The organism is Bradyrhizobium diazoefficiens, assembly GCF_016616235.1.
GTDB lineage: Bacteria > Pseudomonadota > Alphaproteobacteria > Rhizobiales > Xanthobacteraceae > Bradyrhizobium > Bradyrhizobium diazoefficiens_H.
Genome location: NZ_CP067100.1, coordinates 6,721,619 through 6,746,358, shown reverse-complemented (window position 1 = coordinate 6,746,358; position 24,740 = coordinate 6,721,619). Strand labels below are relative to the sequence as shown.

Genomic DNA, 24,740 nt, shown 5'->3' with positions numbered 1-24,740 from the left:
CAATTATTCTTCAAGCAGAAAAAGCTGAGTCTTCGAATTGGTTGACGAGTAGAAGGGAGGGCTCCGCCCAAATGCAGATAGATGCTGCATTCCGACTGGCGGCGGCTTCGTCGAGCCCAACGGTACTCAACACAACAACAAAGTTAGATTGACCGCCACATGAAACTCTCCCCCACGATCAGAGATGTCATTCTGGCTCCCGGGAACGGAAGCTTCTTCTATGACGATCAAGCTGCAATACGGGCCGGTGCTGCTCATGATGGTTTTCGCTATCTGGGGGCTCCCCTGACGTCTGGTTTCACGACCATTCGTATGCCGTCGCGTTCGCTCAGCATCGGTCTCGTGTTGGCGGACGATGTCATCGTCTGGGGCGACATGATGAACGTGCAATATTCAGGCGCAGGCGGTCGTGATCCATTATTTCAAGTCGAGACAATCGATGCAATCACCAGATCTGTTGTAATCCCGCGGCTTCTGGGTGTCGATGTGTCTGACTTCCTCGGTGCTTGTGATGGTGTCTTCGCATACCATGAGGAAAAGCGGCTACCGCTCGCGATCGAATATGGCGCGAGCCAAGCCTTGCTTCGCGCTGCGGCGCATCTTGCCAAGACCACACTTGCCGAGGTGATCTGCTCGGAATTTTCCTTACCCTTGCCGGATAGACCGGTTCCGATCTACGCTCAGTGTGGCGATTCAAGAGAAATCAACGTGGACAAGATGATCCTCAAGTCTGTGGATATTCTTCCACATGGTTTGATCAATTCGCGCGAAAAGTTCGGCGCTTCCGGCGAAACCTTCCGTGAGTTTGTCAAGTGGGTTGCCAAACGCACGCAGGAAATCGGAGAACCGGGATATCATCCCATCCTCCACTTCGATGTTTACGGTTGGATTGGTCTTGAGATCGGCATGGATGCTGAAAAAATAGCGGATTTCATCGCGCGGCTTGCGGATGAGGTCCCCGGTTACCGGCTTCATATCGAATGCCCGGTAAACTTTGGGTCAACTGAAGCTCAGCTAGACGGGTACGCCAGGATCGTCGCGCTCCTAGACGGGCGTGGTACAGAAGCCCGGATCGTGGTCGACGAGGAATGCAATACCCTCGAGGATATAGGGCTCTTCGCCAAAGCAAAGGCGGCTCATCTAATTCAGATCAAAATGCCTGATGTTGGTTCGATCGCCGACACTGCCAAGGCTGTGCTAGTATGCAAGGAGAATGGGGTCGGTGCATATATTGGCGGAAGCTGCACCGAAACAGACTTGTCGGCGAGGGCCGCGGTCAATATCGCCGTCGCTACGCAGGCCGAAATGATGCTTGCAAAACCTGGGATGGGAGTCGATGAGGGCATTTCCATCGTAGGGAATGAGCAGAGCAGGTTGCTTTCCATTCTCAGGTACCGACGATCTCAAAGCAACATTCGGAATGTTATGCAGCATTGGCATGAGAAAGGCCCTTGAAGGTATTACGGTCGTTGCTGTCGAGTTGCCGTATCAGCGGCCTATGCGTCCTCCCGCCCTACTGATGCCGGTGCGCGTGTCATCAGCGTCGAACGGCCCGAGGGCGACTTCGCGAGAAACTACGATAATTCGTTCAGGGCCAGAGTGCCTATTTCGTTTGGTGACGGTCGAGCACGACTATGCAGTTCTTGACGGGATGATTGCTCTCAGGCGGATGTCTTCATTCAAAATGTGAAACGCGGCAGCGTCGGCTAGGTTGGTTTCGGTTCCGTAGATCTCCGCAAGCGCTTCCTCCCCCTGATAACTTGTGGCATCTCCGGGTTCGGTGATGGGGGTGCCCCGTCGCATGTCTCTTCTCACGGAGGCGAGGTATGATGGCGATAGATCCGATCAGCTGTAAGCGTCGAGCCGAGGCCGTTCAGGCTTTGAAGTGCCAGGGCATGAGCATCGATTTGAGAGATCGACCAGCCCGGCGCGATCCGCTCGAGAGTCTCCGTGAGCCAGGCGTGCGGATCGATATCTTTCATCTTCGCGCAGAAGCGTGGCGATGGTCGCCCAGGTCCGGCCGCCGCCATGGCTACCCGCAAAGAGCGCATTTTTTCTTGTGATGGTTTGCGGCCGGATTGCCCGCTCGAGGGTATTGGAGTCGATCTCGATACGGCCGTCGCGTAGAAAGCGCTGGAGGGCGGTGCGTCTGGATGTGGCAAAGCGGATCGCCTCGGCGAGTTTGGATTTGCCCGACAGGCGCGGTAGCTCCTTGTTCCACAGATCGAAGAGCGCCGCGATGATCAGGCGCACTTTTCCTGGCGCGCTTTCACCCGCGTCTCAGGATCCTGGCCGCGGAGGCCTCGATCTCCTACAGCCCGGCCACTCGCCGATCAGCACCTTCTCCAAACCTTCGCAACGCGCAGTCCCACGTCGAAGCCCATCTCCTTTAATCTTTCGACGCACCATTGCGCAGTCGTATGGCACGCATCCCTTGCAGGCGGAATCGTTCGAGACACCGGGATCCGGATCACATCGAGAGGCGCTTGAGCGCCTCGCCGCGGTTGCTACCGAGCCTGTCGAGGACGGCCGGGAGGTAGTTGGACATGATATGATGTCTTCAAGAGTATCGACTTGGCTGCGATCGCCGACCGCGAGCAGTTGTGTGGCAGGCTTTCAGTGCCTCAGGGCTTCGATGGCCTGGCGATGGACTTGGTGGGACCGCCAGACGATCATCTCCATCCAGTCCAGCCGCTGTGGATAAAAATAGTCCTTCGTCGCCTTGCGGATGCGTCGGCCCAGTTCCGCGTCGGCCTCGTCCCGGCGGTAGGCGAACAACCAATGGTCGTCGCGCAGCACGCCGACCGCGCTTGGGTAGGTGCCGTACTCGAGGCAGACGTAGGTGTGACGGTCGCCCATTAGGCGCAACCAGAATTCATCCTGCGTGCCGTTGATGGGCATCGAAGCCGAGGTTCCGACGACGGGCGACGTCGCCGAAGGGCCGAAGATCCTCTGCGCCCGTTTGAGGCCAGCCAGACCCGAGCTTTCCTCGCATTGCAGCTCGCCGTATCCGTAAGGACCAAGGCCGGTGTGATAGTCGATGATGACGACTTTGTCTCGACCCGCCACGTTGAAATCCCGCACAATGGCCTCTTGGGTGAGGCGAGCCTCGGTGGGGCCGGTCCCCCCGTAAAACATGCCAGTGGGATTGGTGTACTGCCCATTCGCAAGCGCAAGCCTCCGGGCGTGAGCACCGTGCTTCGCCTCAAATGCGGCAATGGCCTCTTCGGCGCGCTTCACGGCTTTCTCCGATAGGTCACGGGGCACGAAATGATCGGCCAGCTCGCGGTAGCCGACATCCTTTGGCAGCGGCTTGGTGAAGTCGACGAAGTTGCGATTGAGGTCGACACCTTCCGCGGTAACCCGGCGGTCCCAGGCGAAGCCGTAGCAGTTCACCGCATGGATGACGAGGACAGCTGTGGAGGGGGGAAGCGTTTGCGGCAGGTTGGACTTCAAGAACAGGACCTGCGATGCGGACCCACAATAACCTTCAGGGCCATGCGTCGACGAAATGAGAACCAGCAGTTTCCTGGCGTCGGGATCACCGATGTAGGCAACATCGGTGAACAGTGCCTCACCGGTCGGACCCTTGGCGCTGCAGGGATACGATTTCGCCTTCGGCGCTGCTTCGAGGAATTTTCGTCTGGCGTCCTCATAGTTCGCGGCGAAAACAGAGGGGGCGATCTTCACGGTGTCGTCGAGATCGACACGCGTGGCGTCTGAAGTGGGATGAGACTGGGTCATGGCGTCATGCTATCAGCAATCGGCATCGGTTTTACGCGATCTGCCAGTTGTGCTCGCCGGTTTTATGCGTGGGTGACCGGGGGTGCGCGCCTTTCGGCAGCGTGACCCGTTCAAGGCGCGAGGGCGGCATGCTCCCGCAGTTCGCGCAGGAGGCTGACGGCCGCGGCGGCCGCGACCTCGCAACCGAGCACGAGCCAGATTCAAGCCCTCGGCTAAACCCAGACCGGCCTGCCGATGAAGAAGGGCCGCGCCGGTCGATGCACCACGACTATAGGCGCAACGGCACCACAACGTTCGCAGTGCTCAACATGCTGCACGGCAAGTTCATCGCGAGGTGCATGCCAGCCATCGTCGTTCGTGAGTTCCTGGCTGATCGATCAACAGACCGCCGAAGGGCTCGACCTTCACCTCAGCGTCGACAACTACGCCACCCCATAAGATTCCGGCCGTAGAGCGCCGGCTCAACGCCCATTCGCGCTTTCACCTGCACTTCACACCGACATCGGCGTCCTGGCTCAACATGATCGAGCGCTTTTTTGCCGAGATCACCCGAAAGCGTATCCGACACGGACCCTTCAGTTGAAAGGCATTATCATGCAGTACTTGGAGAATGATGGTGCCGCCCCCAAACCCTTCGTCCGGACAAATTCCGCAAGCCAAATCTCGAAAAAGTAGCCAGAGCGAAACAATCGTTAGTGTCACAATATTAGCTAGCGCGCAATTCCGGCGTTCTTCCCGCCTCATACGCAGAAATAGCTCCGGCCGCGCCAATCCCTTGCAGCAATGCGACGCTGAAGCCCTGATAGAACTAAATACGTCCGATGCGTGGTCTGTGCTGCTGCAGCGGCGGCGCGATGCGCAAAATCGCCGTGCCCCATGTTGGATCAGCGAAAACGCCAGACACCCGAGACAAGAGCCTTCGTCATGAAGTCAGTGACCCTCAGCTCGACGCGAAGCGGCCTCAATGCGCTGCTGCCACCGCGCGCGCCGCTCACCCGGCTGCCACAGTGCAAGCGCTTCCACTCGATCGTCGTTGGCGCCGGGTATACCGGGCTGGGTGCGGCCAGGCGGCTGGCCGAACTCCTGCCCGACGAGGAGATCTTCGTCCTCGAGGCGTCGGAAGTCGGTGAGGGGGCGTCGGGACGCAACTCGGGGTTCCTAGGCCTCAACCCCAGCCAGCCTGAAGCGAACGCGAACGGAACTGCGCGCGATGATGCACTGCGGAAGATCCGGATCCAGACCGCGGGTCTCGACTTGCTGCGGTCGCTCGTTACCCGGCACGGGATCGACTGCGACTGGGACGAAATGGCACCGCGCATCTGCGGGGCCGCCACCGCCGGAGGGGAGCGGTCCGCGCGCGGGGCGCGCGAGTCGCTGCAGAGCTGGGGCCTGCGGTGCATGGAGCTCTCCGGCGAGGATCTGAAGGAAATCATCGGCACCGACTACTACCGGTACGGCTACCAGCCTCTGAAGCATGCGCTCGTGCAGCCCGCGGCACTAGTGCGCGGCTTGGCCGAGTCGCTGCCCGCAAACGTCACCCTGCTGGAGCGCAATGCAGTCGAAGCGATCGAGGGGGCGAGTCCGTTCGTTGTGAAGACTTCGCGTGGCGACTTCGAGGCGGACAAGGTGTTCGTGGCGAACAACGCCAACGCGCGGGAGCTGGGGCTCCTGAACGATCGCCTTTTCGCGGTCTATACCTATGGTGCGCTCACCCCGGAGCTGGACGATGACGAACTGCAGCGCCTGGGCACAACGCGTGCTTGGGGCGTCCATCCGCCAACCGCAATAGGCACGACCATGCGGAAAATGCTGCGGCGCTTCCTTATTCGCAGCGGCTACTCCTATGAAAACGAGAGCAGCGATCTCGCCAAGGTGCGGGCCAGTCTCGAGCAACTCTATCGCAATCGATTTCCCGGCATGCGCTCCTATGACCTAGAGCATGTTTGGGGTGGTGCGATATGCATGACCTACAACCGACAGTTTTATTTTGGCGAGCCCAGGAGGGGCCTTTTCGCCGCCGTGGGCTGCGGCGGCGGCGGTGTGGTGCGCGGCAGCATTCACGGGAAGTTGCTGGCCGAGATGGCCTGCGGCTCGCAATCGGAACTGCTGAGCGACCGACTTGCGCTCAGTGGCCCCAGCTGGATTCCCCCCGAGCCGTTCCGCAGGATCGGCGCGGCTACTAGTATGGCTTGGGGACGCTGGCGCGCGGGTCGGGAATGCTAGCCGTGGAAGGTGCAATTCGTGCTGTCGTGCGCAATTGGTAAACCCCGTGAATCCGGGACAGTTGGAGATCAAAGTCATTTTGCTTAACGAGCACAGGAAGATCGAATGCTGAGAATCGGAGTGGACATCGGTGGCACCTTCACCGATTTCGCGATCTGGAAAGACGAAGGCGACGGCTATCGACAAATCGATGGCGAGAAGATCCCAACGTCCCGCCCGCGCTTTGCGGAGTCGGTGATCGAGGGGATTACACGCATCACGAAGCGCCACGAACTAGGCCCCAAAGATCCGCTGCTAGTGGTGCACGGCACGACGGTCGGCACCAATGCCGTTATCGAGCTTTCGGAGCAGCCCGTTGCGTTGATCACGACCCAGGGCTACCGGGACATCCTGAGCATTGCACGCTTGCGCTTGGACAAGCCGGTGGATCTCTTCAATAGGCGGACCACGCCGCTCGTTTCCCGCGCGCTGGTGTTCGAGGTCAACGAGCGTCTGCGGGCGGACGGCAGTGTCTATACTCCGATCGATGAGCAATCCGTGGTCAGCGCGCTGACGAAGGCGCGCGACGGTGGCGTGAAAGCGGTCGGGGTGTGCTTGCTGCATGGCTATCGCAACCCAGTGCATGAGGCTCAGATCCTGAAGATCGCACGCGAACGGTTCACGGAGCTCGACGTAATGGCCTCGCACGAAATCTGGCCACAGCAATCGGAATACGAGCGCTCCATGCTGACGCTACTGAACATGTACGTGAAGCGCTTGATGGCCAGCTACATTGGCGAGGTCGACGGCTTCCTGCGCGACAGGCTGCCCAATGCCAGACTGCTCGTGACGAAATCGAACGGCGGCGTCATGTCGGCCGAGGAGGCTTGTCGCCTTCCGGTTCATACCCTGCTGTCTGGTCCGGCGGCGGGCGTCACGGCCGCGCGTACTCTCGCCGAATGGACTCAGAATCCGCGCGTCATGACGATGGACATGGGCGGTACGTCGACCGACGTCGCCCTAGTGCAGGTCGGCCGTCCGACGCTCACCGCTCAGGCCGAGGTCGGCGACTTTCCGTTGTTGCTGCCTGTGACGGCGATCGAGGCCATGGGGGCGGGCGGCGGCTCGATCGCCTGGTTGGACGGCAAGGTACCGAAAGTGGGCCCCCGCAGCGCCGGGTCAAAACCAGGGCCCGCGTGCTACGGTATCGGTGGTACCGAGCCTACCATCACCGACGCATACCTCCTTTGCAACTATCTCTCGCCGCGCGGACTGCTGGGCGGGAAGCTTCAGCTGTCGCGGGAAAAGGCGGAAAAGGCGATGTCCACCATCGCGAACGCGAGCGGCAGCGATGCGATCACGGCAGCAGAAAGCTGCATTGCGATCGCCACGAGCAACATGCTGGCCAAGGTCCTGCCGTTCCTGGCGCGCGCAGGGGTCGGCCCCTCGGACCTGACGCTGATGATCTTCGGCGGTGCCGGCGGTATTCACGGCCCGCTGCTGGCCGAAGAACTGGGCATCAAGCGCATCCTCGTTCCGCGCCTGTCCTCGGTATTCTGCGCCTTCGGCGGCCTGGCGGCGGATCTCGTGCACGACGGGGTGCGTACGGTGACCGGCGCCGGCTCCAACGAAGCAGCACTGCTGCGCGTCTACGACGAACTGGCCCAATCCGGACGCGAGTGGGTCAAGAAACAGACCGCTGGTGGGAAGGTCGAGAAAGTCGATGAGCTATATCTCGCCGAGATGCGCTATGCGGCGCAGTCCTTCACCATCCCCGTCAACGTGACAGATGCCGTTCGTAACGGCGCCGGCCTGGAGGGGTTCACCGAAGCCTTCCATGCCGAGCACAAGGCCCTGTTCGGATTCTCAAGCCCCGGCACGCCGATCGCATTCAACGAACTCATGGTTCGCACGTTCGGGCGGCAGGCCAAGCCCCATGCTCAGGGCGGGGCGGACAAGCAGGAGAAGGAGGTAGCACCGAGCTCGAGGCGCGAGTTGCGCCTGCAGGGACGGTGGTGGCCGGACTGTCCGATCTTCAACCGCAGCGAACTCGTCGCGGGATGGTCGGACGTCGGGCCAGCGGTCATCGAACATGAATTGTCGACCGTGCTCGTGCCGGCGGGCTTCCGCGCTGCGATCAGCCCCCTGGGTGATATCACGATGACGAAGGAGGACTGAGCGATGGATCTCGCACGCGTTGAAATCATGAAGAACCGCTTCGCCGCGATGGTGGAAGAGGCGGTGACGCTGGCCTATCGCACGGCGCATACGACTCTCGTCAAGCAGACGCAGGATTTCGGCATCGCACTGTCGCGTCCCGATGGCGAACGATTCGCATCCCCGATGTCGGCCGGCGCCGCCGGCGGCGGCGGCGGCACCATCGCAGGGATGACACGACATTTCTCGGACTATCAGCCCGGCGACGTCATTGTGACCAACGACCCGTTCAACACTGACGGGCTGGTGACGCACCAGATGGACATCAACCTCGCGCAGCCGATCTTCTACCATGGCGAACTGGTGGCGTTTAGCTGGGCGTTCGTCCACGCCACCGATATCGGCGGCGCGGTGCCCGGCAGTGTGGCGCCGGAACTGCATGAATGCTTCCAAGAGGGGTTCCGCATTCGTCCGACGTGGCTGATCCGCAAGGGGGTGATGAACCAGGACGTCGTCAACTTCATGAAGGACAACTCCCGCATGGGCGACGCAGTGTGGGGAGACCTGGAAGCCATGATGGCGGCAATGCGCCTGCTGGAGCAGCGGGTCGTCGAGCTGTGCGACCGGGTTGGCGCGGCCGCGTTCCGTCAGGGCATCGAGGACGTCATGGACTATGCCGAAGCGAAGGCGCGTTCCGTGATCACGGGCCTGCGCGACGGCGTCTACGAATTCTCCGACTACCTCGACGGTTGCGGAGCCGACGACGCGGTGCACATTCATTGCAAGCTCCAGATCAAGGGCGACGAGGCGAGTGTCGACTTCGCGGGCAGCAGCCCTCAGGTGAATGCAGCGCTGAATTTCCCGCTGGTCACAGGCCTGGGGATGGTGTGCTCGGCGCTCACGAACTACATTATGACGAGAGAGCCGTCGATCCCGCGCAACAACGGGATGCAGCGGCCGATACGTGCGTCCGCCCCTTCGGGCACGGTGATGAACGCCGAGTTTCCCGCCGCCATGGGCAATCGCTGGATGACCGTGATGCGCTGCTACGATGCGCTCATGGGTTGCCTGAACCAGGCCGTCCCAGAAGGCATCGCCGCATGTGGTGCGGGTCAGGCGGGGATCATCGCAGCGTCCTGGCCGGATGCCGTGACCGGCCGGACCAAAGTGGCCGTGGTCGAGCCGTTCTGCGGCGGCTCTGGCGGCCGAATGTGCACCGACGGTGTGGACGGCATCGACACGATGCTCGGGTTCCTCAAGAGCACGCCCGTCGAGCACGTGGAATCGGAAATGCCTTTCCTCGTCCGGCACCACGCGCTTGTGCCAGGCAGCTTCGGCCACGGCCACTACCGCGGGGGCGCATCCATCAGCATCGAACTGGAGTGCCTGAGCGCGCAAGCCGCTGTCACGGTGCGGGGTCTCGAGCGTTTCAATTTCCAACCATGGGCGGTTCGCGGCGGCCAGCCGGGCCGCAATGGCGAGACGTGGTTACTAAAGGCCGACAGAAACGGCGAAAAGGTGTCGCTGGGCCGTTTCGGCCTGCTGCCGATGCAGAAAGGTGACGTGTTGCGGATGATTTCTCCCTCCGGCGGTGGCTTTGGCGATCCGCAGACGCGCCCGCCCGAAATGGTTGTCCAGGACGTGCGCGAGGGCCTTCTCGACGAAGGCGAAGCACGGCACTTCTACGGTGTCGTCATCCGCAATGGCAAGCTGGACGACGCTGCCACTACGCGCAGCCGTGCGAAGATGGCGACGGGCCAACTCGCCCCGCACGTGACGCAAGGAAAGCTGCGGCTTGCCTACGAGGCCCGCTGGCCGACAGAAACCAGTGCTGCATTCGCAAACGCCATTCTGCAGGTACCTCCCGGTCTGCGCACGGCCGTGCAGCGGGAGGCGCGTGCCGCGCTGGCGAGCGGGACGGGCGCGATCGATCCCTCGACGGCGAAGGATGCGGTCGCCACTTCGCTGCGCCGGATGCAGTGCCCAATGCGGCCTGACGCCAACAACCGGCAGGAGCAAAGCTCCGAGATGCGCACATGAGCAGTTACGTCGCCCGCCGCCTCTATGCGATCGTCGCATTGGCCATCGGCATCAGCTTCCTGGTATTTTTGATTCTGCGGCTGATCCCGGGCGATCCGGTGATCGCGATGCTGGGGATGAACGCCGGCGACCAAGCGCTCGTCGACCGCCTGCGGCACCAGCTCGGCCTGGATCGGCCGCTATACGTGCAGTACTTGACCTGGGTCTGGGACGTCCTCCGAGGCGACTTCGGCTATTCGTTCGGCGAGGATCGTCCCGTCACGTCGCTGCTTGCGGCCAATTTCCCTGCGACGATCCAGTTGACCCTCCTCAGCCTCGCTCTTTCGCTTTTCTTCGGGTTCATGCTCGGGATCATCGCCGCGGTCAAACGCAACCAAGCGCTCGATACCGCCACGATGGCCTTCGCGCTGGCCTTCATGTCGATTCCCAGTTTCTGGCTAGGACTACTGCTGATTCTCCTCTTCGCGGTGACGCTGCCCTGGTTCGACGTGGTCGGCGGGACTTCTCTGGGAGGTGCATTTCTACCTGCATTGACGCTGGCCCTCGGCTCGATCGGGTTCAAAGCCCGTTTCGTGAGATCCACCGTCATTGCGGCGATGGCTCAACAGCACGTCATCACGGCGCGCGCCAAGGGGCTGTCCCGCGCACGCGTATTCGTGCGCCACGTCCTCAGGAACGCGCTGCTGCCTATCCTCACCATCGTGGGCATGCAGATCGGGCAATTACTGGCGGGGACGGTGATTGTCGAAACGGTCTTCTCCAGGCCTGGTATCGGCCGTCTCATGGTCCAGTCCATCCTAGCCAAAGACTACCCGACTGTTCAGGCGGTGATTCTTATCATGGCCATGGTGTACGCCACGACGAACTTCATCGTCGACATGCTCTATCCAGTCTTGGACCCGCGAATCGGTCAGCGCTAGCGGGATGGGACACGAGATGCAACTTCAAATGAGCTCAGAGATCTCAGAAATGCCGGCCGAAGCACCGGCAGCCACTGCTGAGACGGCGACGCCGCGCGAGACAACCCTTCAGCGAGTCATGCGTGCCCTCGGGCACCGCAGTCTGTCGATCGGGCTGGCGATCTGCATTGTGCTCATCGCCATGGCGGCGGCGGCACCGCTGCTTGTGTCCGCCGACCCAAGTGCCCAGAACCCTATGCAAACCTTCGCTCCGCCTTCGTGGGCCTTTCCCATGGGAACGGATGCGTTTGGCCGCGACTTGTTCGCGCGCGTCCTGTACGGCGCTCGCACCACGATGCTCGCTAGCCTCTGCGTTGTGATCTTGGGTAGCCTGGTGGGCACGACCATCGGACTGGTGGCGGGCTACTTCGGGGGCACATTCGGCTTCTGCGTCATGCGGGTGATCGACCTCTTGCTGGCGTTTCCCGGGATTCTTCTGGCACTAAGCGTCACGGCCATCTTGGGGCCCGGCCTCGGTAATGGCGTAATCGCCATCGCGGTGGTCCTCATCCCGGTCTATGCCCGGCTAGTGGAAGGCGCGACCGCGGAAGTGCGCAACCTGCCGTACGTCCAGGCCGCGGTCACACTAGGGGCGGGGCCGATGTGGATCATCGTGCGCCACATCCTGCCCAACGTCATTTCGGGCGTCATCGTCTTAACGACCACTTGGCTCGGCGTCGCTTCACTCTGGATCACCGCACTGGGTTTCCTAGGCCTGGGCGTCCAGCCGCCGATGCCTGAGCTCGGCACGATTCTGAACGACGGACAGAACTACATCTCGATGGCTTGGTGGATTACCGTCTCCCCAGGCGTCTTCCTGTCGCTCTTCGTCATCGGCGCGAACCTCGTCGGCGACGGCCTGCGCGATGAAATCGATCCCATGGTCGCACGTCAATGAAATCGCTGGACTCAGCAGAAAGATGAAATCATGAACGGAAAATCGAAAATGTTGAATCGTTTCGCATCGACTGCGGCCGTCATGGCCACCAGCGCGATGGTGTTGTCTTCGCCCATGTCGTTCGCACAGGCCGCCAAGGGTTCTGTCGTCGTCGGGTGGGAATCGACGATCGATACGCTCAACCCCGCGGCCACAGCCTTGCGGGACGTCGCGCCCATCACCAACAACATCTTCGACACGCTCGTCTGGGTCACGCCGGAATTCAAGGTCACACCGCACCTCGCGACAAACTGGAACATTTCTGACGACGGCAAAACCTACACCTTCAAGCTGCGCAACGGCGTGACGTTCCATGACGGGACCCCCTTCAACGCTTCCGCCGTCATCGCCAATTTCGAGTACATCGCGAACAAGGACACGAAGGCACGGTCGGCAATCCCCGCGCTTGGTCCGTGCCTGACCGCCAAGGAGGTCGACGAGTTCACGGTGCAGGTCTCATGCAGCGAGCCTTACGCGCCGTTGCTCACGCAACTGGGCCTGCCCTACCTGGGCATCCAGTCGCCCGCGGCCATCAAGAAATATGGCGCTGAGCTCGGTCTGCATCCGACCGGCACCGGCCCGTTCGTCTTTTATAGCTACAAGCCCAACGAGAGCGTCGTCCTCACGCGGAACGAGAAGTACGACTGGAGCCCGCCTGCCCTAAAGGTCAAGGGGCCGCCGCAGATCGCTTCGTTGACCTTCCAGATCGTGCCGAACGCCCAGTCTCGCGTTAGTCAGTTCATGGCTGGCCAATCGCAGGTGATGAACCGCACGCCCGGCGTTTTCTGGAATTCGCTCAAGAACAATTCCAAGTTCACGCAGATTCCGGTTCCGGTCACGGGCCTGGGCATCTTCGTGGAGCTGAATGCTGGCCGTTTCCCGACCGACGACCTCGCTGTGCGCAAGGCCATCCAGCACTCGGTTGACAAAAAAGGCGTGGTGCAACTGGCAGAAGTTGGGGCATTCCCGATCACGAGTTCGCCGATCTCGAAAGGCATGGTGGGTTATGACGCTTCCCTGGAGAGCTCATACCCGTACGATCCGAAGAAGGCGGCCGCGCTCCTGACGGAGGCGGGCTGGAAAAAGTCCGGGGAATTCTGGGAAAAGGACGGCAAGCGCCTGACGCTGAAGCTGACCGTCATTTCCACGCGGCCGGGCTATGTGCGGATTGCAGAGGCCATCCAGGAATACCTGCGTAAGGCGGGGATGGATGTGCAGGTTGAGCAACAGGCCCTGCCGGCCTGGTTCGCCGGCGGCATCAACGGCGATTTCTCGCTGACGCCGATGCAGTTGGTCGGTACCGATCCGTCGGTCCTGAATGGACTTTTCATGCCCGGCGCCTACATGTACTGGAACAAGTACACGAATGCCGAGCTGCAGGATCTCCTAAGCCAAGGCCAGACAGAGATGGACGAGAACGCACGCGCCCAGACCTACAAGAAGGCGCAGAAGCTCGTCGTGGACAGCGGCGTGCTGATGCCGATCCACCAGAACATCGACCTCGTCACGGTGACGAGCAAGCTCAGGGGCGTGACCTATTCCGCCGGTGGCTTCGAGTACTTCGGTGCCGCCACGCTGGCCGACTGAGCCCCCGTGAAGTCGCAGAGCCCTGAAAGCCGAAAGATGAGGGGAAGCATCGTGAGCCTTGAGGAACATGCCGGTGTGCGGAACTTGTCTTCGCGGCAGCCTTCGTCGTCGGATAGTGCGCCGGCGCTGCTGGAGGTCCGCGACCTGAAGACCTACTTCTCGACCAAGGGGGGCACGGTCAAGGCGGTCGACGGCGTGAGTTTCCGTATCGCCAAGGGAGGACGGCTCGGCATCGTCGGCGAATCTGGATCCGGCAAGAGCGTCACGTCGCTGTCGATCATGCGCCTCATCGAATCGCCGGGGCGCATCGTCGGCGGCGAGATTCTCCTGAAGGGGCGCGATCTGACATCGCTCAGCGAGCGTCAGATGCGCCAACTGAGGGGACGCGATCTCTCTCTGGTGTTTCAGGATCCGATGTCTGCGCTCAACCCCGTCTATACGGTCGGGGCGCAAGTCATCGAGGCTCTGCAGGCCCATCGCCCTCTGAGCAGTGCCGAGGCGCGGGAACGAGCCATCGAGCTGTTCAAGCTCGTTGGGATTCCCGCACCGGAGCGACGTGTGGACGACTACCCGCACAAGCTCAGCGGGGGCATGCGTCAGCGGGTCACCATTGCTATGGCCTTGGCGAATGAGCCGGAGCTGCTGATCCTCGACGAACCGACGACGGCCCTGGACGTGACCATCCAGGCGCAGATCCTGGACATTGTGCGAGGGCTGAAGCGTGCGGCGGTGCTGCTGATTTCCCACGACATCGGCGTGGTGCGGGAAATCTGCGATGAAGTCGTCGTCATGTATTGCGGCCACGTGATGGAGTGGGGCCAGGTGGACCAGGTGACCCGGACACCCAAACATCCCTACACCCAGGGCCTGCTGTCCTCCGTCCCGAACCCGGAGATGCGAGGCAAGCCCCTCAACACGATTGGCGGCGCAGTGCCGAATCTGCTGAACTTGCCCCCCGGCTGTCCGTTCCAGCCGCGGTGCAATCAAGCGATCAGCAAGTGCGCGAAGATGCCGCCGCTCGCATCCCAGCCCGACGGCAGCAAAGTCGCCTGCTGGGTCGCATGAACTCCCTGGAAACCCCGATGCCGAATGAAACCGCTACGAAGCAACAACCGCGGGCCGATGCGTCAGACCGCGGCGTGCTTGTGGACATCCGCAACCTGAAGACCTTCTACCCGACCCGCAGCGGCTTCCTCAATCGCACGACGGAATGGGTAAAGGCGGTGAACGACGTGTCGCTGCAAATCCTGCGCGGCGAGAAGTTCGGCCTGGTAGGGGAGTCCGGCTGCGGCAAGTCGTCGCTGGGACGCTCGATCCTGCGCCTGGAAGCACCTCAATCCGGGGAAATCCTTTTTGAAGGCGAGAATATCCTCGCAGCCTCACCGAAGAGGCTGAAGTCGATTCGGCGCGATGTGCAGACGATCTTCCAGGACCCGCACAGCAGTCTCGATCCCCGGATGAACGTGCGCCACATCATCTCCGAAGGGCTTGTCGTCCAGGGGAAGATGGCGCCGGGCGAGCGTCGTGAATTCGTCGAGCACCTGATCGACCTTGTGGGGTTACGCCGGGAGCATCTGGATCGCTACCCGCACGAATTCAGTGGGGGGCAGCGGCAACGGATCGGCATCGCGCGGGCGCTTGCGCTCAAGCCGAAGTTCATCGTGGCCGACGAGCCGGTCTCGGCGCTGGACCTGTCGGTTCAGTCGCAGGTGCTGAACCTCTTGACGCGGCTGCAGAAGGAATTCGGCCTGACCATCCTGTTTGTTGCTCACGACCTCTCCGTCGTCGAGTATTTCAGCGACCGGGTCGGCGTCATGTACCTAGGCAAGCTCGTGGAGCTGGCAGACGCCGAGGAGCTCTACGCAGATGCACGAATGCCATACACGAAGGCGCTCCTTTCGGCTGCGCCGGATGTGACCGGCAATTGCAAGCGGGAGCGAATCGTCCTCAAGGGCGAGGTGCCGAGCCCGCTCAACCCACCTTCGGGCTGTCCCTTCCGTACGCGGTGCTGGATGGCCAAGGACATCTGCGCGCAGACGGAGCCGGAGCTGCGCGAAATCAAACCTCGCCACTGGGCGGCCTGTCATTTCGCGGAAGAACTCGGTACTGACAGCGGTCCCCGCGCCGCCTGCCAGTGAGCACGGTCCCGACGAACGAGATTCCCGAAACCCTCTGAAGAAACCCCACGACCTTCCTCATGACCACCTGGACTTTCGGGGCGGTCGGCGATGTCTTCATCGACCGCCCCAATCCCAAGGATTGCCTTCGGTTCGGCCGAGTTGCTGAAGCGACTCGATCTCGTCTTTGGCAACTCCGAGCACCCCCACTATCCGGCGAGTGTCGGCTGGCGCGTCGTGGGCCCGTATGCGAACGGCGCGGAGCTGGCCGAGGCGGGATTCCACATCGTGTCCGCGGCAACAACCACAGCGTCGATGGCGACCTGCAAGAGGCTTTGGCTCCCGCCACAAGCGAAGAATTGATATCCTGTTCCTCTCGGAGCCAACCAATCACAATTATCTAATTGGCTACAACGCATATTCATTCACACCCCACAAAAACGCTGCTTGTGGCGCTCAATCACGACGAACCCATTTGGATCGGGCGGCTCATGGACCCCGTCTCCGCAGTTATGACCATATATCTTGCCGACGACAACGTCAGAGCTTACCCCGACGGTATGTGGTCTCGACCATATTATCTGCCTACGACTCAAAAGAGGTGTTCGGTGAGAAGGCGGGAGTCTGCGTGGAGATGAGCAGCTTTTACTATTCGGCGCGTGCACATGGCCTTGTCCGGGCGTTACCGCTCGCCCATTTGGTAGACGCCGACTTGCTAGTCAACGGGATCCCAAGTGAAGACCCCGGCCGAAATTTCCATCATGCGGGAGTCGGCCGTGTTGCCGATGCGATGATGCTGCAGGCCATCAATACAATCGGGCCCGGTGTGCGCGAATGCGATGTCGCAGCTGCCGTATACCACCAGCAGACGTCGGGCACAGCCGATTTTGGGGGAGATCGCGCTTGCACGCCTTCCTTTCTTTGCGTTGGCGAACGCGCAATTGCGCCGCACGCTAAGTGGACCGACGAACCGCTCCTAGCTTCAACGATAGTCAATCTCGAACTCTTCGCGCACTGGCATCGCTATCAGGTCAACCTCGCTCGGTCGGTCGGCAAGCCCGCTCCAGCTTTCAGAAACTCTCGGAGCCCTTTGTGGAGGGTCTAAATGCAGGGCTTGAAAGTGTGCGTCCTGGTCGGACGTGTGCGGAGATCGCGAGTGTCTTTGTCCAGACGCTCGCTCGTAGTCGAAGGAGTGCGAATCCGCCAGTTGCGCGAGGTCGCGATATCTGCCTTGTCTTTCAGGATCCGATATGGTCCCTGAAGCCCCGTCTTTACCGTCGGTGACCAGGTGATCGAGATGATCGAGGCCCACAGCAGAGTCTGCCGCGCCGATGCTCGCAAGCGAATGGTCGAACTATTCAAACTCGTCGGCATTCCGACTCCAGAGCGGCGCATACACGAGTTTCCGCACAAGCTCAGCGGCGGCATGCATCAGAGAGCCACAATTGCCGAAGCCCTTGCCAACGAGCCGGAGCTGTTAATTCTCGACGAACCTACGATCGCGCTCAATGTAACAATTCAGGCGCAAATCCTCGACCTAGTGCGCGGCTTGCGACGTGCGGCTGTCCTGCTCATCACCCGCGACATCGGCATCGTGCGCGCGATCTGCGACGAAGTCCTAGTGATGTATGGTTGCCGGGTGATGGAATGGGGCAAAGTTGATCAGGTCACAGACGCACCCAAGCATCTGTACACGATAGGCCTTCTGGCCTCCATTCCCCACCCGGAAATGCGCGGCCAACAGCGGAACGCAATCGGAGGCGAGGTGCCGAACCCGCTGAACGTGCCCTCCGGTTGCCATTCCAGCCTCATTGCCCGGATGGCGCCATGGTCGCCTGTTGGCTCTACTGACTCGCTAGGGAAGCTACTGACGTTGAACGGCACAACAACTAAGACGAGTAAGGGGACTGGCGCATTGACCGACCTCGTCGAAATACGCAATCTTGGGATTTTCTATTCCAGCCGGTCGGGATTTCTGAAGAGGAATACCTACTGGGTGAAAGCGGTCAATGACGTTTCGTTCCAGATAGATCAAGCCAAAACCTTCGGGCTGGACGGCGTGTCCGGCTGCGGGAAATCCTCTGTCGGCCGCTCGATCCTTCGCCTGGAGACGCCGCAGGCCGGCGAGATGCTGTTCCAAGGCGAGGACATTCTCGCGGCCTCGCCAAGCCGGCCAAAATCGATGGGGCGCGACGTGCAGGCGATCTTTCAGTATACGCATGGCAGCCTCGATCCGCGTATGAGCGTGCGAAGCATCGTTTCCGAAGGCCTTATCGTCCAGGGGAAGCTGAGGCACCGCGACCAGCGCGAATTCGTCAAGCATCTGATCGACCTTGTCGGATTGCGCAAGGAGCATCTCGAGCGCTTCCCGCACGAATTCAGCGGCGGGCAGCGGCGGCGCATTGCCATTGCGCGTGCGCTTGCATTGAGGCCGAAGCTCATCGTCGCCGCTGAGCCAGGATCAGCGCTAGACGTCTCAGTCCAGTCACAGGTCCGTCTCTCCGACCTGCAGTCGGAGTTTGGCCTGAGGTATCTCTTCATCAGCCATGACCTGTCAGTCGTCGAATACTTCAGCGATCGGGTCGGTGTCATGTATCTTGGCGAGCCCGTCGAACTGGCGGACGCTGAGGATCTCTATGCCGATTCTTGGATGCCTCACACCATGGTGCATCTATCGGCTGCTCCGGACGCCAGGCGCGGGCGCAAGAGCGAACGTATCGTCCTGAGGGGCGACCGTCGAGCCGCTCGAGCCGCCATCCGGCTGCCCGTTTCACACGCGCTGGTGGCTGGCCGAAGAGATCTGCGCGCAGAAGGTCCCCGACTTGCGTGAGGTCAAGCCGCGGCATTCGGCCGCTTGCCATTTCGCCCCGACGAACAACTCGAACGCGATCGTGGTTTCGTACGCGCTTGTCAATAATGGATTTGCAGCTGTGGTCGAAAATCCGCGTCTGCGCGGAGGCTTGAAAGTCTATTGCGGTCGGCCGACTTATAAGGCCGTGGCGGAGAGCCTCGGTTTGTCATGCTCACCGATCGAACAGGCTCCAGCCTGGTCCAAGAGGTCCCTTGGGGCCATCTCCTTCCTGACTTCGGCCACCCCTTCGGAGTGGTCGTCTTTAGGCCACTCCATCAAAGCAGGACAATAATCATGGCCAGTTGGACGTTGGGCGCTGTCGGCGACATCCTCATCAATCGCGACAATCCGAAGGACGCATTTTTCGGATCCAGTCGTCTATTGCACCAAATCGATCTCGTTTTTGGCAACTGCGAAGGCGCCTACACAGATGCCCCGCATTTTCCGCCGAGCGCAGGCTTACGGGTTGTCGCGCCGAAATCGAATGGAAGCGGTCTCGCCAACGCCGGATTCGACGTGATGTCGGTTGCGAACAATCACATTGTCGATGGGGGCCATGAGGGCCTGATCGAGACGTTGAACTTGCTGCACTCACAGGGCATCAAAACGGTCGGCGCTGGTGCCAACCTGTCCGAAGCTACGGCAGCCGTGATCATCGAGCAGCACGGGATAAAAATCGGCTTCCTCGGTTTCGCCTCCGTCTTTCCGGTGGGCTACGAGGCTCGCGGATCGATACCGGGGCTCGCCGCGATGCGGGTTCATTCGTTCATTTGGTCTCATAACCATCACGACCCAGGCGTGCCCCCGGAAGTTCGCACCATCGCGTACCCGGAAGACGTCGAGCTTCTCAAATCACTGATCGGGGATCTGCGCAGCAGGGCAGATGTCGTCGTGGTTAGTCACCACTGGGGACAGTACAGGCCAGTCCACTTAACCGAGTATGAGCAGACTCTGGGTCGTGTCTCGATCGAGGCCGGCGCTGACATCGTCCTGGGCCATCATCATCACTTCCTGCGCGGTATCGAAATTTATCGCGGCAAGCCAATCTTCTATGGCCTCGGTCATTTCGTGTTCGATTTACCAGGGCCCGAATTCGCGCAAACCGGCTATTTACTGAAGGAACTGGGAGAATACGCGATGTACCCGCGCGACGGCTATCCACTGTTGCCATTTCACCCCGACGCACGCATGACCATGGTTGCCTGCTGCAATTTCGAAGGAACGGCGATCACATCAGCCGGATTTTTCCCATGTCTCATCAACAACGAAAATCACGCCATGCCGCTGAAAGAGGATGATTCCCGGGCTCAGGAAATTATCGATTATATATCGAGGATCAGCGCCGAAGTCGGCTTGCAAACATCCTACGCTCGGATTTCGGAAAAATTTGGCTTTGCCTATTCGCGCGTGGCGCCTCGCCAAAACAGGTAACGCTGGAAGGATCACACTTCTCACCATCACCTCTGGACCTTTCGGCGCCTGCTGCCGGACTTGCCGCTCGCGTCGCAGCGCTCGGAAAGGAAATCGATCTCATCAACCTCGTAGCCCGGAGCTTTGTCGACATTTGTCCTTGTAGGTGCCGAGGCGAACACGGAAGTAGACGTCCTTTAGCGGGATGCACCCGCGCTGTGGAAACGTGCGGTCACGCCGCTCGAGCGCGGGCAACAGTGCCGGGATCATCGTCAAGACGAGCTTAGCGCACAAGGATCGGAGGCCTCCCACACCGCGATCAGCGCGCCGCGAGCGCCTGAATACGCTGCCGACCACGGATAGGCTCATTCGCGCAGGCTGTCTCCTTACCCGAATGCAGTCCGGTCCTGCTCCTCCCAACGGCCGACAATGCTGGCACCGCGTGCTTGCGATGCCAACCGTCGTCGCCGTCAGCTCATCAAGGATGCGCCCTTCTCGCGTTGCGATCCGGCGCGCTGCGCCACCATCGCCAACACCTCCAGCTGATCCCGCTTACCATAATGCGGTGACATTGCAGGCCATTCGCGACGTTCAGTGATCGGCAGCAGTTTCCGCCAGCAGCCAATCGCGAAACACGATGAGGGGCGGATGAGCCGATCGCTCTGGGGGCCATACTAGATAGTACCGCTCGGCGCTTTCCATCGGCAGGTCGAGTGCACGAACGAGTTTGCCACTTGCCAACTCGTCGTGAATGAGAAAGGTCGGCAGCAACGCAACGCCAACACCGACCATCGCAGCCTGAGCAACAGTCGCAAATTGGTCAAAATACATGGTCTGCCCGGACAAACCGGCTACGTTCTGGGCCGCGAACCAGCGGTTCCAGGCATGAGGGCGCGTCGACAGGCTGAGCAGTGGCGCTTGCTTGAGATCACCTGCTGTGTGAAAACCGTACTGGTTTTTTAGCTCGGTGCTGCAGGCGGGGACGACCTTCTCGGCGCGCAACATTGCCATCTCAACGCCGGACCAGTCCCGCAGTCCGAAATGAATGGCCGCGTCCAGTGCTTCAGCTCGGAAATCGAAGTAGGTCAGGCGCGTTGCAAGGTTGATAGTGACACCCGGATTCTGCGCCAGAAACTTGGGAAGCCGTGGCGCCAGCCAGCGCGTGCCGAAAGTAGGCAAGATCGCCAGGTTGAGTGTGCCGCCCTTGGGGTTGGCGCGCAGGTTGAAGGACGCCGTGCTGATTTTGCGTAGCGCCTCACGAATTTCGCGGGCATAGGCTTGGCCGGCGGCCGTCAGGCGAATGGTCTGGCGTTCGCGCGCAAAGAGCTCGACCTGGAGCTGCTCCTCAAGAAGCTTGATCTGCCGGCTGACCGCGCTCTGGGTGAGACTGAGCTCCCTGGCTGCCAGTGTGACACTGCCAGTTCTGGCGGCGGCCTCAAAGGCTGCCAGCAGCGCAGTCGACGGAAGGAACCGCCGGGATGTGTGCATGTTCATTCCGAGCACGAATGATCTATTGAGGAAAGATCGTTTGATTGAGTTGAAAATACAAGACTAATCTCTGCGCACATACCAAATCGGCATAGCCGGTGAACCTTCCCTGGGCCCCAGGTGGCGACAACGGAGCTATTGATGGCCGGGCGGCACGCTCATCCGGATGAAATCCGCGACCTTTTCTCACGGGCAATGTCCGACATGTATCGCGCGGAGGTCCCGCAATACGGGACGCTCCTGGAGCTGGTCGCTGACGTCAATGCCGAGACCTTGCGGGCCGATCCTCATCTGCATGAGAGGCTTGAGCAGGGGGGCGAAATCGACCGGTTGGGTGTCGAACGTCACGGAGCCATCCGGCTCGGCACGGCGCAGGAGCTGTTTGACATTTGCCGCGTCTTTGCGGTCATGGGCATGCATCCGGTCGGCTATTATGATCTATCGGTGGCGGGTGTGCCGGTTCATTCGACCGCCTTTCGCCCGACCACTGAGGAAGCTCTCCGCCGCAATCCATTCCGAGTTTTTACATCCCTGCTGCGGCTCGACTTGATCGAAGATTCCGCGCTGCGCGCCGAGGCGGCAATCATTCTGGCCGCTCGCCGGATTTTCACGCCGCGGGTCCTCGAGCTCGTCGGTGTGTTTGAAGCCCAAGGCGGCCTAACCCAACTGGAAGCGGCAGAGTTCGTGCGCGAGGCGCTGGAAACGTTCCGCTGGCACAGTGACGCGACCGTCGACTTTGCCGCCTACCAAAAGCTCCATCGCGCCCACCGCTTGGTCGCGGACATCGTCAGCTTCAAGGGCCCGCATATCAATCATCTGACGCCGAGGACTCTGGACATCGATGCCGTCCATGCCGGCATGCCGCGGCGCGGCATTGCGCCCAAGGCGGTCATCGAAGGACCGCCGCGTCGCAATTGCCCGATACTCCTGCGGCAGACCAGCTTCAAGGCGTTCGATGAGCCCATCGTCTTCAGGCGCAGCGCGGGCGAGGTTGCGGCGGGGACGCACGCCGCGCGCTTCGGCGAGATCGAGCAACGCGGCGTCGCGCTGACCGCGAAGGGGCGCGGGCTCTATGATGAGTTGCTCGCGTCCGTCCGTCGCGACGTCCTGATCGGCGCCGCGGGTGTGAACGTCTCGACTTACGAAGCCGAACTCGCGGAGCGTTTCAGGTCATTTCCGGATGACTGGGCTCAACTGCGATCCCGAAGACTTGCCTTCTTCCGCTATTCGGCGACAGCGGCCGGGCTCACAGCAAGTCGCCCCCGCTCGATGCCCGCAACCCCCGATGAATTGATCGCGGATGGCTTCCTGCGATTTGATCCGTCGTGTACGAAGATTTCTTGCCGGTCAGCGCAGCCGGTATTTTCCAGTCGAACCTCGGCACCGATGAGCAGAAAAACTACACGGCGCAATCCAACCGGGCTCAATTCGAGGCGGCGCCTGGTGCGATGCTCCACGATGAATTGGAACTCTATGCCGAAGCGGAGAAGGCCTCGCTCGAGCGAGCGCTGAGGCAGCTGGGGTCTCACCAGATTGCCGTTGCCTGAGGCGGAACATGATTGACGCGCACGCCGCTTCAGGCTGATTAGTGATCCAAGCAGTGAACCTTGGCATGTGGTCACTAAGCCACCTGCAAAGATCTGAAATCAACACCCGACCTTGGGAAAGCCGCCATGTCGCCTTCAACGAAACTGCAGCCGCATGCCCACAAACTCGATCTTCCCGGCGAAGTCGACAGGCTGCTCGCCGAACTTGGCGTGAGCCGGCCGAGCTATAAGGATGGTGCGCTCAAGGTGCATACGCCAGTCACCGGCGAAGCCATCGGACGGGTCCAGGAAACGAGCGCGAAGGATGCGGTGCGGGCCATCGAAGCGGCACACACGGCATTTCGCGCGTGGAGACTGGTGCCCGCGCCGAAGCGCGGTGAGCTTGTCCGGCTGTTTGGCGAGGAATTGCGGGCCAACAAGGACGCTCTGGGTCGGCTGGTCTCGATCGAGGTTGGCAAGATCGTTTCGGAGGGGCTTGGCGAAGTCCAGGAAATGATTGACATCTGCGATTTCGCTGTGGGGCTGTCCCGCCAGCTCTATGGGCTCACCATCGCGACCGAACGCGGCGAGCATCGGATGATGGAGAGCTGGCATCCGCTCGGCGTCACCGGAATCATCTCGGCCTTCAATTTCCCTGTCGCCGTGTGGGCCTGGAACGCAGCACTCGCGCTCGTGTGCGGCAACAGCATCGTCTGGAAGCCATCGGAGAAGACGCCGTTGACGGCACTGGCGACGCAGGCGCTGCTCGGAAGCGCCGTGAGGCGCTTCAACCAGGAGGGCGGCGCGGTGCCGGAGGGTCTCTCGGCGGTGCTGTTCGGCGGTCGCGAGATCGGCGAACTCCTGGTCGACCACGCCAGCGTCGCATTGGTCTCGGCTACCGGCTCGACAGCCATGGGCCGCGCGGTCGGACCGCGGCTTGCCAAGCGTTTCGCACGCGCAATTCTCGAGCTCGGTGGCAACAATGCGGCGATCGTCGCGCCCACCGCCGATCTCGATTTGACGCTCCGTGGAGTCGCGTTTGCAGCGATGGGCACAGCCGGCCAGCGCTGCACGACACTGCGCCGCCTGTTCGTGCATGAGAGCGTTTACGACACTTTCGTGCCACGCCTGAAACGCGCTTATGCATCCGTCACGATCGGCAACCCGCTCCACACTGGCACTCTGGTTGGCCCACTGATCGATGCGGCTGCCTATCGCGGCATGCAGAGCGCACTTGAAACTGCGAAAGCCGCCTGTGGTGACGTTCATGGCGGGGAACGCGTGACGATCGAGGGGGCGGCTGACGCACACTACGTGCGTCCGGCCCTGGTCGAGATGGCCGCGCAGACCGGGCCGGTCGAGCACGAGACCTTCGCGCCGATCCTGTACGTCATGAAGTACTGTGATTTCGATAGCGTGCTCGAACTGCACAACGCGGTCGCGCAGGGCCTTTCGTCCTCGATCTTCACCAATGACCTACGCGAAGCCGAAGCCTTCCTCTCGGCGCGAGGCTCCGATTGCGGCATTGCTAACGTCAATATCGGCCCGTCCGGTGCCGAGATCGGCGGCGCATTTGGCGGCGAGAAGGAGACCGGCGGTGGCCGCGAGTCTGGATCTGACGCATGGAAGGCCTATATGCGCCGTGCGACAAACACCATCAATTATGGTCGGACGCTGCCGCTCGCTCAGGGTGTTAAGTTCGACGTCGTGTGAGCGAGGATC

Annotated in this window: 16 protein-coding genes and 3 pseudogenes; 16 read left to right on the top strand and 3 right to left on the bottom strand. The window is 61.2% G+C overall.

Annotation, left to right across the window (positions count from 1 at the left end; genetic code table 11):
• Positions 1-159: 159 nt before the first annotated feature.
• Positions 160-1,455: a methylaspartate ammonia-lyase gene (locus JJB99_RS31855; RefSeq protein ID WP_200496109.1), complete on the top strand. Its 1,296-nt coding sequence runs from the start codon at positions 160-162 to the stop codon at positions 1,453-1,455.
• A pseudogene (locus JJB99_RS37050) lies at positions 1,439-1,815 on the top strand (CoA transferase); the annotation flags it as partial. The gene JJB99_RS31855 and the pseudogene JJB99_RS37050, both read left to right, overlap by 17 nt.
• 58 nt (positions 1,816-1,873) lie before the next feature.
• Here JJB99_RS37050 and JJB99_RS31850 read toward each other — a convergent pair.
• Together JJB99_RS31850 and JJB99_RS31845 are read right to left on the bottom strand one after the other, a co-directional pair.
• Positions 1,874-2,300: pseudogene (locus tag JJB99_RS31850) on the bottom strand (IS66 family transposase); the annotation flags it as partial.
• Positions 2,301-2,616: 316 nt separating this feature from the next.
• On the bottom strand, positions 2,617-3,744 hold the full coding sequence (locus JJB99_RS31845) for a M14 family metallopeptidase (protein WP_200496108.1): 1,128 nt from the start codon (positions 3,742-3,744) through the stop codon (positions 2,617-2,619).
• 376 nt (positions 3,745-4,120) lie between these two features.
• Here JJB99_RS31845 and JJB99_RS37045 point away from each other — a divergent pair, with 376 nt between their 5' ends.
• From JJB99_RS37045 to JJB99_RS31785, 12 genes are all read left to right on the top strand, one after another.
• The gene (locus JJB99_RS37045; RefSeq protein WP_200500386.1) at positions 4,121-4,327 is read left to right on the top strand and encodes a transposase; all 207 of its coding nucleotides are present in this window, start codon (positions 4,121-4,123) and stop codon (positions 4,325-4,327) included.
• Between the two features lie 341 nt (positions 4,328-4,668).
• Positions 4,669-5,967, top strand: coding sequence for an NAD(P)/FAD-dependent oxidoreductase (locus JJB99_RS31835; RefSeq protein WP_200496107.1), 1,299 nt, complete (start codon positions 4,669-4,671; stop codon positions 5,965-5,967).
• Between the two features lie 105 nt (positions 5,968-6,072).
• Positions 6,073-8,124: a hydantoinase/oxoprolinase family protein gene (locus tag JJB99_RS31830; protein WP_200496106.1), complete on the top strand. Its 2,052-nt coding sequence runs from the start codon at positions 6,073-6,075 to the stop codon at positions 8,122-8,124.
• 3 nt (positions 8,125-8,127) lie between these two features.
• Positions 8,128-10,143 (top strand): hydantoinase B/oxoprolinase family protein, encoded by a 2,016-nt coding sequence (locus JJB99_RS31825; RefSeq protein WP_200496105.1) that lies wholly within the window; start codon positions 8,128-8,130, stop codon positions 10,141-10,143.
• Complete coding sequence (locus tag JJB99_RS31820; protein WP_200496104.1) at positions 10,140-11,063, top strand: ABC transporter permease; 924 nt, start codon at positions 10,140-10,142, stop codon at positions 11,061-11,063. The genes JJB99_RS31825 and JJB99_RS31820 overlap by 4 nt, the downstream gene beginning before the upstream one ends.
• Positions 11,064-11,091: 28 nt before the next feature.
• Positions 11,092-12,000, top strand: coding sequence for an ABC transporter permease (locus JJB99_RS31815; protein WP_200496103.1), 909 nt, complete (start codon positions 11,092-11,094; stop codon positions 11,998-12,000).
• 48 nt (positions 12,001-12,048) lie between these two features.
• Positions 12,049-13,626: an ABC transporter substrate-binding protein gene (locus tag JJB99_RS31810; protein ID WP_210347633.1), complete on the top strand. Its 1,578-nt coding sequence runs from the start codon at positions 12,049-12,051 to the stop codon at positions 13,624-13,626.
• Positions 13,627-13,710: 84 nt separating this feature from the next.
• On the top strand, positions 13,711-14,691 hold the full coding sequence (locus JJB99_RS31805; RefSeq protein ID WP_433995799.1) for an ABC transporter ATP-binding protein: 981 nt from the start codon (positions 13,711-13,713) through the stop codon (positions 14,689-14,691).
• A gap of 17 nt (positions 14,692-14,708) precedes the next feature.
• Complete coding sequence (locus JJB99_RS31800) at positions 14,709-15,764, top strand: ABC transporter ATP-binding protein (RefSeq protein ID WP_246775064.1); 1,056 nt, start codon at positions 14,709-14,711, stop codon at positions 15,762-15,764.
• Between the two features lie 226 nt (positions 15,765-15,990).
• Positions 15,991-16,848, top strand: a complete 858-nt coding sequence (locus JJB99_RS36835) for a M24 family metallopeptidase (RefSeq protein WP_349628995.1) — start codon at positions 15,991-15,993, stop codon at positions 16,846-16,848.
• Between the two features lie 192 nt (positions 16,849-17,040).
• Positions 17,041-18,573 (top strand): dipeptide ABC transporter ATP-binding protein, encoded by a 1,533-nt coding sequence (locus tag JJB99_RS31790; protein ID WP_246775347.1) that lies wholly within the window; start codon positions 17,041-17,043, stop codon positions 18,571-18,573.
• Between the two features lie 315 nt (positions 18,574-18,888).
• A complete protein-coding gene (locus tag JJB99_RS31785) occupies positions 18,889-20,025 on the top strand; it encodes a CapA family protein (protein ID WP_200496099.1) in 1,137 nt (378 codons plus the stop codon).
• 570 nt (positions 20,026-20,595) lie between these two features.
• On the opposite strand, the gene JJB99_RS31780 is transcribed toward JJB99_RS31785, so the two are convergent.
• Positions 20,596-21,498 carry a LysR substrate-binding domain-containing protein gene (locus JJB99_RS31780; protein WP_200496098.1) on the bottom strand — a complete coding sequence of 301 codons (903 nt, stop codon included), beginning with the start codon at positions 21,496-21,498 and terminating at the stop codon, positions 20,596-20,598.
• A gap of 135 nt (positions 21,499-21,633) precedes the next feature.
• On the opposite strand from JJB99_RS31780, the pseudogene hglS reads away from it, so the two are divergent.
• Positions 21,634-23,039 (top strand): annotated as a pseudogene (gene hglS, locus JJB99_RS31775) (2-oxoadipate dioxygenase/decarboxylase HglS).
• Between the two features lie 126 nt (positions 23,040-23,165).
• Complete coding sequence (gene amaB, locus JJB99_RS31770) at positions 23,166-24,731, top strand: L-piperidine-6-carboxylate dehydrogenase (protein WP_200496097.1); 1,566 nt, start codon at positions 23,166-23,168, stop codon at positions 24,729-24,731.
• Positions 24,732-24,740: the final 9 nt, after the last annotated feature.